This is a genomic window from Arthrobacter sp. SAFR-179 (assembly GCF_059414945.1).
On the sequence record NZ_JBPFDM010000007.1, the window covers coordinates 54,011 to 70,755 of the forward strand.

General features: G+C 66.0%; 18 protein-coding genes. 12 read left to right on the forward strand and 6 right to left on the reverse strand.

Annotated elements, in window-relative coordinates; genetic code table 11:
• Positions 1–57: 57 nt before the first annotated feature.
• The 11 genes from ACR65K_RS12630 (at position 58) to ACR65K_RS12680 (ending at position 8,749) form a co-directional block, all read left to right on the forward strand.
• Positions 58–645: an HhH-GPD-type base excision DNA repair protein gene (locus tag ACR65K_RS12630; RefSeq protein WP_056337681.1), complete on the forward strand. Its 588-nt coding sequence runs from the start codon at positions 58–60 to the stop codon at positions 643–645.
• On the forward strand, positions 645–1,649 hold the full coding sequence (locus tag ACR65K_RS12635) for a LacI family DNA-binding transcriptional regulator (RefSeq protein ID WP_440153152.1): 1,005 nt from the start codon (positions 645–647) through the stop codon (positions 1,647–1,649). The genes ACR65K_RS12630 and ACR65K_RS12635 overlap by 1 nt, the downstream gene beginning before the upstream one ends.
• A 78-nt stretch (positions 1,650–1,727) precedes the next feature.
• The gene (locus tag ACR65K_RS12640; RefSeq protein ID WP_440153154.1) at positions 1,728–2,279 is read left to right on the forward strand and encodes a cysteine hydrolase family protein; all 552 of its coding nucleotides are present in this window, start codon (positions 1,728–1,730) and stop codon (positions 2,277–2,279) included.
• 97 nt (positions 2,280–2,376) lie between these two features.
• On the forward strand, positions 2,377–2,679 hold the full coding sequence (locus ACR65K_RS12645) for an urease subunit gamma (RefSeq protein WP_056338167.1): 303 nt from the start codon (positions 2,377–2,379) through the stop codon (positions 2,677–2,679).
• Between the two features lie 11 nt (positions 2,680–2,690).
• Positions 2,691–3,044, forward strand: coding sequence for an urease subunit beta (locus ACR65K_RS12650; protein ID WP_440153156.1), 354 nt, complete (start codon positions 2,691–2,693; stop codon positions 3,042–3,044).
• Positions 3,041–4,798, forward strand: coding sequence for an urease subunit alpha (ureC, locus tag ACR65K_RS12655; protein ID WP_440153158.1), 1,758 nt, complete (start codon positions 3,041–3,043; stop codon positions 4,796–4,798). The genes ACR65K_RS12650 and ureC overlap by 4 nt, the downstream gene beginning before the upstream one ends.
• 26 nt (positions 4,799–4,824) lie before the next feature.
• Positions 4,825–5,304, forward strand: coding sequence for an urease accessory protein UreE (gene ureE, locus ACR65K_RS12660; protein WP_056337697.1), 480 nt, complete (start codon positions 4,825–4,827; stop codon positions 5,302–5,304).
• Between the two features lie 150 nt (positions 5,305–5,454).
• Complete coding sequence (locus ACR65K_RS12665) at positions 5,455–6,120, forward strand: urease accessory protein UreF (RefSeq protein ID WP_440153160.1); 666 nt, start codon at positions 5,455–5,457, stop codon at positions 6,118–6,120.
• 12 nt (positions 6,121–6,132) lie between these two features.
• Positions 6,133–6,750: an urease accessory protein UreG gene (gene ureG / locus ACR65K_RS12670; RefSeq protein ID WP_440153162.1), complete on the forward strand. Its 618-nt coding sequence runs from the start codon at positions 6,133–6,135 to the stop codon at positions 6,748–6,750.
• Positions 6,751–6,881: 131 nt separating this feature from the next.
• Positions 6,882–7,712, forward strand: a complete 831-nt coding sequence (locus tag ACR65K_RS12675; protein ID WP_440153163.1) for an urease accessory protein UreD — start codon at positions 6,882–6,884, stop codon at positions 7,710–7,712.
• Positions 7,712–8,749 carry a HoxN/HupN/NixA family nickel/cobalt transporter gene (locus ACR65K_RS12680; protein ID WP_440153165.1) on the forward strand — a complete coding sequence of 346 codons (1,038 nt, stop codon included), beginning with the start codon at positions 7,712–7,714 and terminating at the stop codon, positions 8,747–8,749. The genes ACR65K_RS12675 and ACR65K_RS12680 overlap by 1 nt, the downstream gene beginning before the upstream one ends.
• Positions 8,750–8,816: 67 nt before the next feature.
• On the opposite strand, the gene ACR65K_RS12685 is transcribed toward ACR65K_RS12680, so the two are convergent.
• A complete protein-coding gene (locus tag ACR65K_RS12685) occupies positions 8,817–10,748 on the reverse strand; it encodes a pectate lyase-like domain-containing protein (protein WP_440153167.1) in 1,932 nt (643 codons plus the stop codon).
• A 168-nt stretch (positions 10,749–10,916) separates the two neighbouring features.
• Between ACR65K_RS12685 and ACR65K_RS12690 the strand changes: the two genes are divergently transcribed.
• Complete coding sequence (locus tag ACR65K_RS12690; RefSeq protein WP_056337709.1) at positions 10,917–11,969, forward strand: LacI family DNA-binding transcriptional regulator; 1,053 nt, start codon at positions 10,917–10,919, stop codon at positions 11,967–11,969.
• 31 nt (positions 11,970–12,000) lie between these two features.
• Here the strand turns inward: ACR65K_RS12690 and ACR65K_RS12695 are convergent, their stop codons facing one another.
• The 5 genes from ACR65K_RS12695 to ACR65K_RS12715 form a co-directional block, all read right to left on the reverse strand.
• Positions 12,001–12,450, reverse strand: a complete 450-nt coding sequence (locus tag ACR65K_RS12695) for a DapH/DapD/GlmU-related protein (protein ID WP_056337712.1) — start codon at positions 12,448–12,450, stop codon at positions 12,001–12,003.
• A gap of 96 nt (positions 12,451–12,546) precedes the next feature.
• A complete protein-coding gene (locus ACR65K_RS12700; protein WP_056337715.1) occupies positions 12,547–13,206 on the reverse strand; it encodes a GntR family transcriptional regulator in 660 nt (219 codons plus the stop codon).
• A 119-nt stretch (positions 13,207–13,325) separates the two neighbouring features.
• Entirely contained in the window at positions 13,326–14,345 is a 1,020-nt protein-coding gene (locus ACR65K_RS12705; RefSeq protein ID WP_440153169.1) for a transketolase family protein, read from the reverse strand.
• Positions 14,342–15,253: a transketolase gene (locus ACR65K_RS12710; RefSeq protein WP_440153170.1), complete on the reverse strand. Its 912-nt coding sequence runs from the start codon at positions 15,251–15,253 to the stop codon at positions 14,342–14,344. The genes ACR65K_RS12705 and ACR65K_RS12710 overlap by 4 nt, the downstream gene beginning before the upstream one ends.
• Positions 15,254–15,288: 35 nt before the next feature.
• Positions 15,289–16,626 (reverse strand): MFS transporter, encoded by a 1,338-nt coding sequence (locus ACR65K_RS12715; RefSeq protein ID WP_440153171.1) that lies wholly within the window; start codon positions 16,624–16,626, stop codon positions 15,289–15,291.
• Between the last annotated feature and the right edge of the window lie 119 nt (positions 16,627–16,745).

The following is a 16,745-nucleotide window of genomic DNA, read 5'->3' on the forward strand; positions in this document are numbered from 1 at the left end:
CACCGGGGCAGCAGGGCGTGGGCATCCTTATGACGACGGCGGCCCGTAGGTGGGAGGATGGACGGCATGGAACTGCACATCACTGGCGATCCCGCCGCGGACAAGTTGTTGAGTGAGGACGACTTCGCCCTGCTGACCGGCATGCTGCTGGACCAGCAGGTGACGATGGAATCGGCCTTCGCCGGTCCCGAGAAGATCCGCAGCCGGGTGGGGTCGCTGAAGCCGGAAGCCATTGCCGCCCAGGACCCCCAGGCGTTCGTGGAGATGTTCAAGGAACGGCCCGCCGTCCACCGGTTCCCGGGTTCCATGGCGGCCCGTGTCCAGGCGTTGGCCGAGGCCGTCCAAAGCGAGTGGGACGGCGACGCTGCTGCCATCTGGACCAAAGGTTCACCGGACGGCGCCGAGGTGCTGCGCCGGCTCAAGGCCCTGCCCGGATTCGGTGAGCAGAAGGCGAAGATTTTCCTGGCGCTCCTGGGCAAGCAGCGCGGCCTCCAGGCGCCCGGATGGCGTGAAGCCGCCGGTCACTACGGCGAGGACGGAAGCTACCTCTCGGTGGCAGACATCGTGGATCCGGAATCCCTGGCAAAGGTGCGGGCCAGCAAGCAGGCTGCCAAAGCGGCGGCGAAAGCAGGAAAAGAACGTTAATGGCAGTCACCATGAACGACGTCGCGCGGGCGGCCGGCGTTTCCCTCAAGACCGTTTCCAATGTCCTGAACGACTACGAATTCATCCGGCCGGCCACCAAGCAGCGGGTGCAGGACGCCATCGCGGAGCTGGGCTACGAGGCAAACCTCACTGCCCGCAGCCTCCGGTCCGGCAAGACCTCCATGTTGGGGCTGGTCCTGTCCGATCTCTCGGCCCCGTACTACGCCGAGCTCGCCTCCAAACTGATGAAGGCCGCCTCCCGCCGCGGCTACCGTGTGCTGGTGGAGCAGTCCGATGCCGAGGCGGCCGTTGAACTTGGCGCCCTGCAGGGGACGTTCCGGCAACTCACGGACGGCCTGCTGTTCACGCCGCTGGTGGTGGACGCCGAGGCCATTGCCGCGCGGGCAGGCACCAAGCCGCTGGTGATGCTCGGCGAGCACATCAAGGATCCCCGCTTTGACCTGGTGACCATGAAGAACGAGGAAGCCGCGGCTGCGCTCACGGCGCACCTGCTGGCCGCCGGCCGCCGTCGTATCGCCGTGATCGGAGCCAATGCCGCGGAAACCGCCGGCAGCGCGGGCCTGCGCCTGAACGGGTACCGGAAGGCGCTGGGGGAGGCGGGCATCCCGTTCGACCCTGCGCTCGTGGCGCCCGCGGAATGGCGCCGCGACACCGGGGCCGCAGCCGTTGCCGGGCTGCTGGAATCGGGCGTGGAATTCGACGCCGTCTTCGGGCTCAATGACGTACTGGCACTCGGCGCACTGCACGAACTGCTGATCCGCGGGGTCAAAGTGCCGCAGGATGTGGCCGTGGCCGGCTTTGACGACATCGACGAAGCCCGGTTCGCTTCACCGTCCCTGACCACGGTTTCTCCGGGAATGAACGAGATCGCCGAACGCTCGATCGGCCTGCTGCTGGACCGGATCGCCGGCCGTGAAACATCCAGTGCCGGCGTGCACGTGGAGGCCGGCTTCGAGCTGAAAATCCGGGAATCGGCGCCCTAGATTCTGCGTCTGCAGGTTTTGCCTGCGCCGCTTGCGGGTACAGAGATGGCACCGGTTCAAGAGGCGGAAAGGTGCCCCATGATTGCCCTCCTGGTCATCGACATGCAGAACGCGTTCTTCGAAGCCCCAGAGCTGGCAGCCCAGCAGGAGCGGGTGGTCAGCGAGTGCAACCGCCTGCTGGAGGGGTTCACAGCAGCCGGGCACAAGGCGCTGCTGGTGGGCACCGAACACGAGCGGGACAAATCCACCTGGACCCTCAGCATGCTCGACGACGACCAGGGGTTCATCTTCCGCGGCAGTGAGCAGGCCCAGTCCGTGCCGGGGCTCATCACCGGGGATCTGCCCCAGCTGAACAAAACCAGGGACAGCGCTTTTGTGGGCACCAACTTGCTGGCCCGGCTGCGGAACTGGGGAGCCGACGAGGTGGTGCTCGCCGGCGTTTCCACCCACAACTGCATCGCCCAGACTGCCGCTGACGCCTTCGCGCACAACGTCCGCGTGACGTATGCCAAGGACGCCATGGCCTCCGAAGACGACCAGGACGCCGCCGACATGCTTCGCATCCTCTCCACCACTTACCGCCAGCCGGTCCAGTCCAGCGGGGAGATCCTCGGCCGGCTCAATAAGTGAGGTCTGCTGGATAGAGCGGCCTGATGCTGCTGAAACCTGGTGGAAACGTGCCGGGTTTACGCTGGACCCCACGCCGTTGGCCGTCGAAGGGAAGTCCATGCATCTGATGCCGCGCGAGCAGGAAAAGCTGATGATTGTGGTGGCCGCGGACCTGGCCCGGCGCCGGCAGTCACGCGGCCTGAAGCTCAATTACCCCGAGGCCGTGGCCATCATCAGCTACGAACTGATCGAGGGCGCCCGGGACGGCAGGACCGTCGCCGACCTCATGAGCTACGGCACCACGCTCCTCAGCCGCGGGGACGTCATGGAGGGTGTGCCGGAGATGATCCACGACGTGCAGATCGAGGCCACGTTCCCCGACGGCACCAAGCTGGTCACCGTCCACAACCCCATCCGCTGAGGAGAGCCGCAATGATTCCAGGCGAGTACGTGCTCCGGCCGGAACCAGTGACCGCGAACGCGGGCAGGGAGGCAATCGAGGTTGCTGTCACCAACAGCGGCGACCGGCCCGTGCAGGTGGGTTCCCACTTCCACTTTGCGGAGGCCAACGCCGCACTGTCCTTCGACCGGGACGCTGCCTACGGCCGGCGCCTGGACATTCCCGCTGGGACGGCTGCCCGTTTTGAACCGGGGGACTCCCGGAGCGTGCGGCTGATCGAGCTGGCCGGGCGCCGCGAGGTGTTCGGGCTCAGCAACGCGGTCAATGGAAAGCTCGACGGCGGCGCCCGGCCGGGTGGGTCTGCTACGGAAGGGGACGCGCAATGAGCTTCGAGATTCCACGCCGGCAGTACGCCGACCTGTACGGCCCCACCACCGGGGACAAAATCCGCCTGGCGGACACCGACCTGTTCCTCGAGATCGAAAATAACCTCACCGTCTACGGCGAGGAAGTGGTGTTCGGCGGCGGCAAGGTGATCCGCGACGGCATGGGCCAGAACGGCCAGGCGGCAAGGGACGACGACGGCCAGGGCGGCGCCATCCCGGACACCGTGATCACCAATGCGGTGATCCTGGACTACACCGGCATCTACAAAGCGGACGTCGCCCTGAGGGACGGCCACATCCTCAAGATCGGCAAGGCCGGCAACCCGCAGATCACTGACGGCGTGGACATCGTCATCGGCGCCAGCACGGAAATCATTGCCGGGGAGCGGAAGATCCTCACCGCCGGCGGCATCGACACCCACATCCACTTCATCTCCCCGGACCAGGTGCCCACCGCCCTGGCCAGCGGCGTCACCACCATGATCGGCGGCGGCACCGGCCCTGCCGAAGGCACCAAGGCCACCACCGTCACCCCCGGAAAGTGGCACATCCAGCGCATGCTGCAGGCCGCCGAGGGGCTGCCCATGAACATCGGATTCTTCGGCAAAGGCCACGCCTCCGCCGTCGAACCTTTGGCCGAGCAGGTCCGCGCTGGTGCCATCGGACTCAAAGTCCACGAGGACTGGGGATCCACCACCTCCTCCATTGACACCTCGCTCAAGGTGGCGGACGAGTACGACGTCCAGGTGGCCATCCACACCGACACCCTGAACGAGTGCGGTTTCGTGGAGGACACTATCCGCGCCATCGACGGCCGCGTCATCCACACCTTCCACACCGAGGGCGCCGGCGGCGGGCATGCACCGGACATCATCAGGATCGCCGGCATGCCCAACGTCCTGCCCGCGTCCACCAACCCCACGCTGCCGTACACGCGCAACACCATCGAAGAGCACCTGGACATGCTCATGGTGTGCCACCACCTGAACCCGGACATCCCGGAGGACGTGGCCTTCGCCGACTCCCGCATCCGCGCCGAGACCATCGCCGCCGAGGACGTCCTGCAGGACCTGGGCATCTTCTCCATCACCTCCTCCGATTCCCAGGCCATGGGCCGGGTGGGCGAGGTCATCACCCGCACCTGGCAGGTGGCGGACAAGATGAAGAAGCAGCGGGGTGCGCTGGAAGACCCCCGGGGGGACAGCGCTGGCGGTGCGCACGGTTCCGAGGGCAGCGACAACTTCCGGCTCAAGCGCTACGTGGCCAAGTACACCATCAACCCGGCCATCGCGCAGGGGATCGCAGACTCCGTCGGATCCGTGGAAGTGGGCAAGTTCGCCGACCTGGTCCTCTGGGATCCCGCGTTCTTCGGCGTCAAACCGGAACTGGTGCTCAAAGGCGGCCAAATCGCCTACGCCCTGATGGGGGACGCCAACGCCTCCATCCCCACGCCGCAGCCCCGCACCATGCGGCCCATGTTCGCCACCTTCGGCAAGGCTGTGCAGCAGTCCTCCATCACCTTCCTGTCCCAGGCCGCGATCAAGGCCGGTGTGCCCGAAGAACTCGGGCTGGAAAAGGTCATCCGGCCCGTCTCCGGCATCCGCACCCTGACCAAAGCGGACCTCAAGTACAACGACGCCACACCCGACATCCAGGTGGACCCGGAAACCTACCAGGTGACCGTCGACGGCGACGACGTCACCTGTGAACCCGCCGACGTCCTGCCCATGGCCCAGCGCTACTTCCTCTTCTGATTTCTTCCAAGCCCCCGGAGTCCCACGTGATCATCGAAAAAGTCCTCGGCAACCTGCACGACCTGCCGGACCCTGAAACCTATGCCGGGCTCCACCGCGAAAAAGTGGTGCTCCCCAGCGCCTCCCTGGTCAAACGCATCCAGCGCGCCACCACCGACCACGGAAAGGAAATCGGCATCCGCCTCCCCGTCGGCTCCGGAGACCTCCGTGACGGCGACATCCTGCACGTCGAAGAGACCAACATGATCGTCGTCTCCGTCCTGCCCACCGACGTCCTGGTCATCACACCCCGCACCCTCCACGAAATGGGCGTCACGGCACACTCCCTCGGCAACCGGCACCTCCAGGCACAGTTCTTCGACTCGTCTTCTGAATATGGAGCCGACGTCATGGTGTGCGCCTACGACCACACCGTCGAGGACTACCTCCGCCACAACTCAGTGCCCTACACCCGCCAGGAACGCGTCCTCCCTGTACCTTTCCGCCATGCTGAACACTCGCACTAGTTCATCGCCTTCGGCTCGGTCGACTGGGTGCGCCGTGGGGGCTTCGGCGGGAGATAGGGGCCGTGCCCGCTTCGCGGTGCCCGCCACGCCGCGGCCCCTATCTCCCGCCTCCGCCGGGTTGGGCGGGCACGTGGCCTTGAGAGCGTGGTTATGAGTTACCAGCTTGCTCTTCAGCAGCTCACTGACTCGGCGCTTCCTACCGGGGCCTTTGCGCACTCTCTGGGTTTTGAAAGCTACATCGACCGGGGACTCGTGGTTGATGAGGCAGGTTTTGGGGTTTGGTTGTCCGCCTTCATCTCGCAGTCGCTTACTTACTCGGATGGGTTGGCCATTCGGTTTCTTTATGAGGGTGTGGATCTTGGGGAGTTGGATGCTCTCTTGTCTGCTTCTCTTTTGCCGCGGCAGGTTCGGGAGGCCTCCCTCAAGATGGGGTCGCGGCTGCTCGAGATCGGCGGGGAGGTCTTTCCGTCTCCTGCGCTGGAACTGTACCGGGACCTGGTGCGCAGCGGGCGGGCTGCCGGGCACCAGCCGCTCGCGTTCGCCGTAGTCGCCCGCTCCCTCGGCGTGCCCCAGCAGGAGGCGCTCGCCGCGTACCTTTTCGCCACCGTTACCACCCTGACGCAGAATGCCGTCCGCGCCATCCCGCTGGGCCAGAACGCCGGCCAGCGGCTCCTGCGGGAGGCGGCCGACGGCGTTGCTGCCGCCGTCGAAGTGATCGCCCGCCTCACGCCGGACGACCTTGGCGCCGTCAGCCCCGGACTCGAAATTTCGCAAATGCGGCACGAACGCCAACGTGCCCGGATGTTTATGAGCTAGCAGGAGGAAACCATGAGTGAACCCATCAAAATCGGCATCGGCGGACCCGTCGGCGCCGGCAAAACCCAGCTCGTGGAGCGGCTCACCCGGCACATGAGCGGTGACATCTCCATGGCCGCCATCACCAACGACATCTACACAATCGAGGACGCCAAAATCCTCGCCGCCAACGGCATCCTCCCCGTGGACCGCATCATTGGCGTCGAAACCGGCGGCTGCCCGCACACCGCCATCCGCGAAGACACCTCCATGAACACCGCGGCCATCGAGGAGCTCAAGGCACGGCATCCTGACCTGCAGGTCATCTTCGTCGAATCCGGCGGCGACAACCTCTCCGCCACCTTCAGCCCCGAACTCGTGGACTTCTCCATCTACATCATCGACGTGGCCCAAGGCGAAAAAATCCCCCGCAAAGCCGGCCAGGGCATGATCAAGTCCGACCTGTTCATCATCAACAAAACCGACCTCGCACCCCACGTCGGCGCGGACCTCGCCGTCATGGAACGGGACTCCCGCGAGTTCCGAGGGTCTAAGCCGTTCTGCTTTACCAACCTCAAAACTGATGAGGGGCTCGATGCCGTCATCGAATGGATTCGGCGCGACGTTCTGATGCTTGATTTGGCCTCATGAGTCCGACGGCGGCCTTGGGTTCAGCGCTCGGGTCACCGGGGCCTGCGCCCGCGGGTGGAAGGGGCCGTGCCCGCTTCGCGGTGCCCGCCACGCCGCGGCCCCTTCCACCCGCGTCCGCTGATCGGCCCCCGATGGGAGAGCTTGAGCTTCGGGTCGCAGTTCGGGGGCAGCGTTCCGTTGCGACTCACCAGTACCACCGGGGTGCCTTACGGGTGATGCGACCGCACTATCTGGATGACTCCGGGCAGGTCTGTTATGTCGTCGTCAATCCTGGCGGGGCCTATCTGGGGGCGGATCTTTTCCTCGTTGATGTGGAAGTTGGTGACTCTGCTTCTCTGTTGCTGACGACGCAGTCCGCTACCAAGGTTTATCGGACTCCTGGGTCTTTTGCGGAGCAGCGGATGGCTGTCCGGTTGGGGGAGGGGGCGCGGCTGGAACTCATGCCGGACCAGCTCATCGCCTACCGTGAGGCCAGCTACCGGCAACGGACCTCCGTGACCCTGCGGCCGTCGTCGAGCATTGTCATGGCGGAAGTGGTGACCCCGGGGTGGTCGCCGGACGGGGCCGCTTTCCGGTACCAGGAAGTCCGGCTGCGGAACGAGATTCGTGTCGAAACCGATCAGGGCACCCAACTGCTGGCGCTGGACAACCTGCTCATCCGGCCGCCGCTCCACGACGTCACCGGGCTCGGTTTCATGGAGGGCTACAGCCATCTGGGGTCGCTGGTAGTGGTGGACGCGCGGGTGGACCAGGGGCTCGCCGACGAACTGCACGGGCTGACCGCCGGCCGGGACGCGCTGACCGGCATCTCCCTGACCCGCACCGTGTCCGGAACCACCGGGCTGGTGCTGCGCAGCCTCTCCAACAGCACCGATGAACTGAATCTGCTGCTTCGATCCTGCACGGATTACCTGCGTAAGCGCTGGTTCGGGCAGGCCCCGCTGGACCTGAGGAAACACTGATGGCAAGTATCGGCGACCTCTACCGTGGCCGGGACGCACTGCCGCTCCGGACCCGGGTGCTGTTCACTTTTGGTGCGGTGGCCGCGCTCCATGCCGCCGCCGTCGTACTTCTGCTCGCCGGAAACATCACCGGAGGGAGCCAGCCGCTGACCTGGGGCCTGGTCCTGACCGCTTACCTTGCGGGCGTAAAGCACAGCTACGACTGGGACCATCTGGCCGCGATCGACAACTCCACCCGCAAGTTCGTGGCCGACCGGCAGGACCCGGTGAGTGTCGGCTTCGCGTTCAGCCTGGGCCATAGTTCGGTGGTGGCCCTGGCAGGTGTCCTGGTAGTCGCCGGTGCATCGATGCTGGGTGGGCTGATGCAGGAAGGCAATGCCGGAAATCTGGTCCTCGGCCTGGTAGGCAGCGGGGTGTCCGGGGTGTTCCTGCTGGCCCTGGGCATGTTCAACGGCTCCGCATTCACGCGTTCGCTTGCTGCCTACCGGCGCTCCCGGGGCGGCGCCGCCGTCGATCCCCGGGACCTGGAGCCGCAGGGCCTGGTGGCGCGGCTCCTCGCCAAGCCCCTGTCCCGGGTGCGCCGGCCGCGGAACGTCTACATCATCGGCTTCCTCTTCGGACTGGGGTTCGATACCGCCACCACCATCGGCCTGCTGATGATGGCGACGGCGGCCTCGCTGGCCGGCGTGCCGCCCTTCGCCCTGCTTGCGCTGCCGCTTGGCTTCGCTGCCGCCATGACCCTGTGCGACTCGCTGAACGGAATGGCCATGATGCGGATGTATCGCTCAGCCCTGGACCACCCCCAGCGGAAGCTCGGCTTCAACGCGCTGGTCACGGGCATCTCCGCAGCCTCGGCACTGTTCATCGCCGTGATCACCCTGGGCGGGTTCTTCCATGCCGCGTTTGCCCTCGACGACCCGCTGATTGCGTGGCTCGGATCAATCGACCTGGGCGACGCCGGCCTGTTGCTGGTGGCGCTGCTTCTGGCGGTGTGGGGCGCATCGGCGCTGGCGTCGAGGCAGGCACGGAGCGGATAAGGGCGCGGTGCCGGCATTCACTTCCGGCTCCGCGCCCTGCATCCTTACTGAATGGTCTTCAGCTCCTTCAGCCGAAATCGGCTACATAGCTGGGTACTCCGACGGCGTCCGTTGAGACGGGTGCGCCGGTGTCATTGACCACGTGGTCCAGCGTGCCGGCGCCCAGGTTGACTGTCAGCAGGCTGTGCAGCTTCACGCCCGGTGTGACCGGCACCTCAAAACCGCGGGTTGCGTGGATGGTGGGGTCCACGTTGTTGTACACGTAGCTGCCGCCGCCCCACAGTTCGTGGGTTTTGACGGTGTTTGCGATCTTGTAGCCGGCCCAACCCAGGACCCCATCGTGCTGCCAGGCGGCCTGATTGGGGGCGTCGTAGGGCAGTTCATTCTGGAAGAAGATGGTTTTGCCGTTTTCACCGTTCCAGATGACGTTGTACTCCTGGTAGTGCTCCACGAACAGACCCGTGGCAGTGACGTTGTCGCCGTTGATGATGACGCCGTTCCGGCCGGTGTTGGTGGTCCAGCCGACGCCGTTACCGTGGTCGGCGCGCCAGGCCCAGATGTGGTCAAGGAGGACGTTGTCGCTGTTGACCTCCAAGCTGACCGAGGCTTTGCCCACGTGGGGTCCGCCGATGCGGAAGAACACGTCGTGGAGCGTGGTGGGGTTGGCGGGATCACTGCGCACGGCAGAGTTGGCGGGGTCGCCCCCTGCGCCCGGGATTGCCTTGCCGATGCGCATCAGGGCAGGGGAGTTGACCTCGCCCGCGTCGACGGTGACCACAGCGATGTCCACTCCAGGGACATCCGCCACCGTCAGCGGAACCGATCCGTTGACGGCGGTAAGTGTTGCCATTCCGAGCCCGAGCACTACGGTTCCGGCCCTCTTGACCTCGATGCTGTGGTCAATGTCGTAGACCCCGGGGGTCAGGATGAGGTTCTTTCCGCGGGCCAGTTGGGAGTTGATGGCCTGCACTGAATCGCCGGGCTTGGCGATGTAGAAGTCGGCCAAGGGGATGCTGCGGCCCTCCGTCGGACCGTTTTCCCATGTGGTCCCCGCGGAGTCCTGGCGGACGGCTGGCACGAACACGCTGTACTCGCCGGCCGGATCCACGGTCAGGTATGGCTTCTCACGGCTGATCGGGGTGCTGTCCAGCGTGGTGTACGGCGGGTTCGGGAAGGAATCGGCAGGTGCCCCGTTCACGCCCGAGAACACCTGGTTCCAGACTCCGTTGGACCAGCTGCCGATGCTGCTGTCGCGCACCAGGTACTGCTGCTGGGAGCCATTGATGACGGCACCCGTCTTTGAGTCCGCTATGAAGCCGCCGCTGGCGTACTGCGGACCGGCGGTGCAGTAGTCCATCAGGGAGAGGTTGCCGCCGGTGATGTTGACCCTGCGCATGGGGGAGGCCTGGGATGCTGCCCAGAAGTTGGCGGAGCTGCGGCAGCCTTCGAGACCTGTGACGTTGATGGTGAGGTTGGACAGGGAGCGCCAGAAGTTGTTCAGCGCGATGCAGTTGTCCGCGGTGAGGCAGCGGTTGTAGACGTCCACGTGGCCGTTGATGGTGACATCAGTGGGGGCAGCGCCGAGCCCGGCCACCTCGGTGGAGTAGCCCACCTGGACGATCAGCGGCTCTTCGGGAGTGCCGTAGGTGCCGGGTTTGAACAGCAGTGAGTAGCGCTTTGAGCCCATTTCATCGTCCACCTGTTGGGCGGCGATCGCATCAACCGTGGCCTGGATCTGCGCCACCGGCATGCTGGGGTCGAATACGTACGTATTGGGGCCGAACGGGTTCTGCACTGCCTGGGGTGGAGTTTCCGGCGCGGCGGGTGCCTGCTGTGCTGGTGCCGTGGACGGGGCTGACGGCACGGCGTGCGCCGGAGCGGTCCCGCCGGCGGCGAAAAGTCCAACGAGAAGGGCGGTGGCGGCCGCAACGGTGCCGGGATGACGCCGGCGATCCGCTGGAAGGGGGCCGGATGAATCAGGGCGTAAGGCTAGCGGCATTGCTGGTCCTGTCAGTGGAGGGGCTGGACGACCACGACGGCTGCGACAGGCAGCCGGGGTCGAGTGGTGGGAGCGCTCCCGTCGGGGAAGCCTAGCATCGGGTTTTTGTCTCGGCAAGGGTTTCACGGGAGCGCTCCCACGCGGGAGTGGTGTCGTATTGTCGGTGTAATGAACGAAAAGACCAGCCGCGATGCCCTGGCCGTAGCAGGGCGGACAAGTCCCACCCTGGAGGACCTGGCATCGGCCGCCGGCGTGTCCCGATCCACTGCTTCGCGTGCCATCAACGGCGGATCCAAGGTGAGCCCGGAAGCCCAGGCCGCGGTTGACGCTGCGATCGTGGCGCTGGGCTACACGCCAAACCGTGCGGCGCGAAGCCTGGTCACCCGGCGCACGGGTTCGGTGGCGCTGGTCATCCCCGAGCCGGACGCCCGGGTCATGATGGACCCGTATTTCGCCGCGGTGATCACCGGAGTCAATGAAGCACTCCGGGACACGGACCTGCAGCTGGTCCTGCTCATGTCCCGGGCAGGGGACGACTCCGCACGGACCATCCGCTACCTTCGCGGTGGCCACGTCGACGGTGCGATCGTGGTGTCCCACCACCGCGCCGACGACTGGGTGGAAACCCTGGGCGCCACCGGGTTGCCAACTGTCTTCATCGGCAGGCCGTGGGACACGGCATCCGGGATTCCCTACGTTGACCTCGACAACTTCGAGGGCGGACGACTGGCGGCACGGCACCTGGCGGGCATCGGCCGCACCAGGCTCGGAAGTATCGCCGGCCCCACTGACATGACGGCCGCCGTCGACCGCCTGGACGGATGGCTGCAGGGACTTAGGGAAGCCGGCCTCCAGCCCGGGCCCGTCATCCACGGCGACTTTACGACGGCGGGAGGTGCCGACGCAGCGAAGAGCCTCATGGACGGGACGCCTGGGCTGGACGGCGTGTTCGCTGCATCCGACCTCATGGCGCTTGGCGTCGTGGACACGATGCGCGCCGCGGGTCGTCGCGTTCCGGAGGATGTGGCGGTGGTGGGCTTCGACAACCACGACATCCAGGCGGCAAACGGACTGGGACTCACCACGGTGGCCCATCCCATGGTTGACATGGCGGCAACCGCAGGACGGCTTCTCGCCCGGGCCATTGAGGAGCCGGGGATCGCCCTGGAGTCCGTCATTTATCCGGCGGACCTGGTGGTGCGCGGAAGCACTGCTTCCTGACCGCAGGTACAGACCTTTGCCCAGCGGAGGATTAGGCCGCGATCCCGCCCTTGGCCTTCCGGTGGGTCCGGTGCCTTGCCGGTGCCAGGCGTGAGTGCGCCCCGGCCAGGACCTCGCTGCCGTCAGGCACTGTGCTGTCGGTATCCAAATGGACGCCGTGCTCAATCAGCACGCTGGAACCGATCCGCGAGTGGCTGCCGATGTGCACCCGGTTGCCGATCACGGTGCCCCGGCCGATGCGCACGCCGTCCCCGATCACCGTCCGGTCACCAATGGTCGCGTCCCGGTCGATCCAGCTGCCATGTCCAATGCGGCAGCCCGAACCCACCCTGGCGCCGTGTTCCACGTAGGTCAGGGCCCCGATCCTGGCGCTCTCCGCCACCGTGGCTCCGGGCGCGATGAGCCCGCCGCCGTTGTCGTGGCGGGCATACCGGGTGACCTTCCCGGCGTCGTCCTCGAATGACACAAACTTTGCCGTCATACCATCCCTCGTTAACGCCGCGGTTATTTACCGCGCAGTAAGTTAACGGGCGGGAACCCGTTGAGATTCCCGGACGGGCACGTGAAAGGGCGGAAGCTACGCCACCAGGTTGGCGGCGGCGGTGTCCATGTGCTCCAGGATGGTCTTGCGTGCCAGGGTGGCATCCCCGGTGTCGATGGCAGCCACGATGTCCTTGTGGCGGTCCACGCTCATGTTGCTGACACCCTTTTCCAGGCCCGCGAACATGATGGACATCCGGATGGAGCCCTCCAGTGATTCCCACGAGTGGAGCAGCGTTTCGTTTCCGGTGAGCCGGCAGAGGGTGCGGTGGAACTCGAGGTCCGATTCGATCCGTTCCTCCAGGGTGCCGTTGGCTGCGGCGTCCATGGCGTCGACGGCCTTGTGCAGGGACTCGGTGACCTGCTGCCGGTCCGGCAGTTCACACAGGGTCCGGGCGGCGAGGGACTCCAGGGCGGCGCGGACGGCGTAGATGTCCCGGATTTCCTTTTCGTCCAGGTGCCGGACCGACAGCCTGCCGCGGGGCCCGGCGGACAGCAGGCCTTCCTGCTCCAGTTGGCGGAGGGCTTCGCGGAGGGTGCCGCGGCTGATCTGCAGCATCTCGGACAGTTCGGTCTCCACCAGGTGCCGCCCGGGCTCCAGCTCGCCACTGGTGATGGCGGTCCGCAGCGCGGAGAGGGCCTGCTCGCGCAGGCTCTTCCTTTCAAGTCCCAGCAGCGGGGCGGTCAATCCGGCCATGGCTTCTGTCCTCAATGTCATAAGTCGACTGTTTACAGTCGGTAGTGGTTCGATCTTACGGCAGAAAGCACGGCTCCGGCTTAGGACCGGTGCCGTGCTTTCTGCATTTCCGGCTTTCCCTAGCCGAGTTCGGCGAGGACCTTGGCCACGATCCGGTCCACGGCCAGGCCGTAGCGGTGGTGCAGGGTGGGCAGTGCGCCGGCGTCCAGGAACTGGTCCGGCAGTGCCACCGGCACCACGCGCTTGCCCACGCCGGCAGTCACGACGGCGGACGCAACGGTCTCGAACAGGCCGCCCACTACGGAGTGGTTTTCCAGGGTGACGGCCAGCCTGTCCGTGTTGATCTCCTTAAGGACGGTTTCGGCGTCGAAGGGCTTGATGGTGGGGGCGTGCACGACGGCGACGTCCACGTTGTGTGCCGCCAGCGCCTTGGCTGCCTGGAGGGCACGCATGGTCATCAGGCCGGAGGAGATGAACACCACGTCGTTGCCGCCGCGCAGGACCTTGGCCTTGCCCAGTTCAAACGTGTAGTCGTACTCGTCCAGGACAGTGGGCACGTTGCCGCGCAGCAGGCGCAGGTAGGTGGGTCCTTCGGAGGCTGCGAGCTGGGGGACCGCCTGCTCGATGTCGATCGAGTCGCAGGGGTCCACGATGGTCAGGTTGGGCATGCCGCGGAAGATCGCCATGTCCTCCGTGGCCTGGTGGCTGGGGCCGTACCCGGTGGTCAGGCCGGGCAGGCCGCCCACGATGTTCACGTTCAGGTTTGGCTCGGCAGCGTCCAGGCAGAGGAAGTCATAGGCGCGGCGGGCTGCGAACACCGAGTAGGTGGACGCGAACGGCACCAGCCCGGTCTCGGCCAGGCCGGCGGCGGCGCCGAAGAGCAGCTGCTCGGCCATGCCCATCTGGAAGAACCGCTCCGGGAAGGCCTTGGCGAAGATGTGCATGTCCGTGTACTTGCCCAGGTCCGCGGTGAGGCCAACGATCTTGTCGTTCTCCTGCGCGGCCTTGACCAGGGCGTGCCCGAACGGCGCCGAGGACGTCTTCTGCCCCGGGTCCGCGAAGGACGCGATCATGGCCGACGTCTTCAGCTTCGGCTTGGCCGCTGTGGTGGTGTCCGGAGCCTCGGTGGTGGTGCTCATGCTGAAGCCTTTCCTTCATAACCGACGGTGAGCTGCTCGCGGCAGACCTGCCATTCGTGTTCTTCAATGCGCATGAAGTGCGCCTTTTCGCGGTTTTCCAGCAGCGGGACGCCGCGGCCCACCTTGGTGTCGCACAGGATCACTGAGGGACGTCCGACGGCGGCGGCCTGGGCAGCTGCGTTGTCGAACGCTGCCAGCAGCGCGCCGACGTCGTTCCCGTCCACCCGCTGGGTGTACCAGCCGAACGATTCCCACTTCTCCGTGACCGGCTCGGTGCGGAGCACGGTGTCCGTCTTGCCGTCCGCCTGCAGGGCGTTGATGTCCACCATCGCGGTGAGGTTGCCCAGCTGGTGGTGGTGTGCGCCCATGGCGGCTTCCCAGGTGGAGCCCTCGTCCAGCTCACCGTCGGAGAGGAAGTTGAACACCCGGGCACTGGAGCCTTGGTAGCGCAGGCCCAAAGCCATGCCGACGGCGATGGTCAGCCCGTGCCCCAGCGAACCGCCGGAGATTTCCATGCCGGGGGTGTAGGTGGACATGCCGGACATTGGCAGCCGCGAATCGTCCGAGCCGTAGGTTTCCAGCTCTCCCACGGGGACGATGCCGGCCTCTGCCAGGGCTGCGTAGTGGCCGATGGCGTAGTGGCCCGTGGAGAGGAGGAACCGGTCGCGGCCCTCCCAGTGCGGGTCCTCGGCGCGGAATGTCAGCTGGTCCCCGTAGACGGTGGCGAGCATGTCCGCTGCGCCGAGCGCCTGGCCCACGTATCCCTGGCCCTGGACCTCGCCCATGTTCAGGGCGTGGTGCCGGATCCGGTAGGCGGCGGCGCTGATCTTGTCCACACGTTCCGGGGTCACTGCGGTCTGCAGTATTCGTCCCTGCGGGGCTGCGTCCTGGACGGTTTCTGTAGGCATTACTGGCTCCGTGATCGTTTGGTGCGTGACGTTATTCAGGCGTTGACGGTGTTGGGGGTGCTTTTGGTGGCGTCATCTGCCAGCTCGCGCTCCCGCTTGCCCCAGGTTTCCCGGGTGGCGACGGCGGCCCAGAGTCCGATCAGGGCGTAGGTGCCGAAGAGCAGTGCCGGGCCCATCCAGCCGTAGCTGACGAACAGGAGGGTGGTGATGAACGGGGTGAAGCCGGACACCATGGCGGAGATCTGGTAGGCCAGGCTGGCGCCGGAGGCGCGGGTCTTGGCCTGGAAGAGCTCGGGGAACCAAGCGCCCTGGGCGCCGGCCAGGGAGTTCTGGCAGACCGCGTAGGAGATCACGATGGTGATGATGATGGCGATGAACAGGCCGGTGTTGACCAGCAGGAACATCGGGATCGCGAACAGGGCGGCAAAGGCTGTTGACCAGATGTACAGGGGGCGGCGGCCGATGCGGTCCGTGAGGGCTGCCCACGCCTGGGTGGCGAAGATGCCGATGGCCGAGGCGATGCAGAGGGCGATCAGCGTCTGGCTCTTGTCCGCCAGGTGCTGGCTGTTGATGTAGGAAATCATGTAGGTGATGGACACTGCGTAGCCGGCAGTCTCGGCGATGCGGAGGCCGATGCCCTTGACGATGTGGCGCCAGTCGGTCTTGATGACCTCCACGATGGGTGCCTTAACGATGGCGCCGCTGTCCTTGACCTCGTCAAAGACCGGGGACTCGGGGACCTTGGAACGGATGATCAGGCCCACGGCCACCAGCAGGATGCTGGCCAGGAACGGAATGCGCCAGGCGAGCTCGCCACCCAGCTGGACGCTGAACAGGAAGGTCAGGTTGGCCAGCAGCAGGCCAACGGGGAAGCCGGCCTGGACGATGCCGGTGTACTTGCCCTTGGCCTTCCAGGGTGCGTGCTCGTAGCTCATGAGGATCGCGCCGCCCCATTCCGCGCCGAAGGCCAGACCTTGGACGATGCGGACAAAGACGAGCAGGGCCGGAGCCAGCAGTCCGACTGCCGCGTAGGTGGGGAGCAGGCCGATGGCGAACGTGGCCAGGCCCATCAGGATCAGCGAGGCAACCAGGACGGGCTTGCGGCCCACCTTGTCGCCGAGGTGGCCGCCGATGATGCCGCCCAGGGGACGGGCTGCGAAGCCGACGCCCAGGGTGGCGAAGGAGGCGAGCGTCCCCGTGACGGGGTCGCTTCCGGGGAAGAACGCAGTTCCGAAATACAGTGCGGCAGCGGTGCCGAAGCCGATGAAGTCGTACGTCTCAATCACGGCCCCCACGCCGGATCCGATGGCAACTCGCCTGGCGTCCTTGGTGCCGTGGACCGGGCCGCGCATGGTCAGAGCATCTTTGCTCATGGTGGTTCCCTTTCGAAAAGCGGCTGGAGGAAGTCCGCCGCTGTCGACTGTTAACAAATTGATAGCACCCAGTGTGACCCACATCATCTTCACTGTCAACAGTCGACTTTCAGAGTTGA

Bases quoted from the DNA above. Each gene is read 5' to 3' on its own strand.
- ACR65K_RS12645 (WP_056338167.1), top strand. From the start codon at position 2,377: ATGCATCTGATGCCGCGCGAGCAGGAAAAGCTGATGATTGTGGTGGCC.
- ACR65K_RS12705 (WP_440153169.1), bottom strand. From the start codon at position 14,345: ATGAGCACCACCACCGAGGCTCCGGACACCACCACAGCGGCCAAGCCG.
- ACR65K_RS12635 (WP_440153152.1), top strand. From the start codon at position 645: ATGGCAGTCACCATGAACGACGTCGCGCGGGCGGCCGGCGTTTCCCTC.
- ACR65K_RS12700 (WP_056337715.1), bottom strand. From the start codon at position 13,206: ATGGCCGGATTGACCGCCCCGCTGCTGGGACTTGAAAGGAAGAGCCTG.
- ACR65K_RS12715 (WP_440153171.1), bottom strand. From the start codon at position 16,626: ATGAGCAAAGATGCTCTGACCATGCGCGGCCCGGTCCACGGCACCAAG.
- ACR65K_RS12685 (WP_440153167.1), bottom strand. From the start codon at position 10,748: ATGCCGCTAGCCTTACGCCCTGATTCATCCGGCCCCCTTCCAGCGGAT.
- ACR65K_RS12710 (WP_440153170.1), bottom strand. From the start codon at position 15,253: ATGCCTACAGAAACCGTCCAGGACGCAGCCCCGCAGGGACGAATACTG.
- ACR65K_RS12650 (WP_440153156.1), top strand. From the start codon at position 2,691: ATGATTCCAGGCGAGTACGTGCTCCGGCCGGAACCAGTGACCGCGAAC.
- ACR65K_RS12665 (WP_440153160.1), top strand. From the start codon at position 5,455: ATGAGTTACCAGCTTGCTCTTCAGCAGCTCACTGACTCGGCGCTTCCT.
- ureG (WP_440153162.1), top strand. From the start codon at position 6,133: ATGAGTGAACCCATCAAAATCGGCATCGGCGGACCCGTCGGCGCCGGC.
- ACR65K_RS12680 (WP_440153165.1), top strand. From the start codon at position 7,712: ATGGCAAGTATCGGCGACCTCTACCGTGGCCGGGACGCACTGCCGCTC.
- ACR65K_RS12690 (WP_056337709.1), top strand. From the start codon at position 10,917: ATGAACGAAAAGACCAGCCGCGATGCCCTGGCCGTAGCAGGGCGGACA.
- ACR65K_RS12630 (WP_056337681.1), top strand. From the start codon at position 58: ATGGACGGCATGGAACTGCACATCACTGGCGATCCCGCCGCGGACAAG.
- ACR65K_RS12675 (WP_440153163.1), top strand. From the start codon at position 6,882: ATGGGAGAGCTTGAGCTTCGGGTCGCAGTTCGGGGGCAGCGTTCCGTT.
- ureC (WP_440153158.1), top strand. From the start codon at position 3,041: ATGAGCTTCGAGATTCCACGCCGGCAGTACGCCGACCTGTACGGCCCC.
- ACR65K_RS12695 (WP_056337712.1), bottom strand. From the start codon at position 12,450: ATGACGGCAAAGTTTGTGTCATTCGAGGACGACGCCGGGAAGGTCACC.
- ACR65K_RS12640 (WP_440153154.1), top strand. From the start codon at position 1,728: ATGATTGCCCTCCTGGTCATCGACATGCAGAACGCGTTCTTCGAAGCC.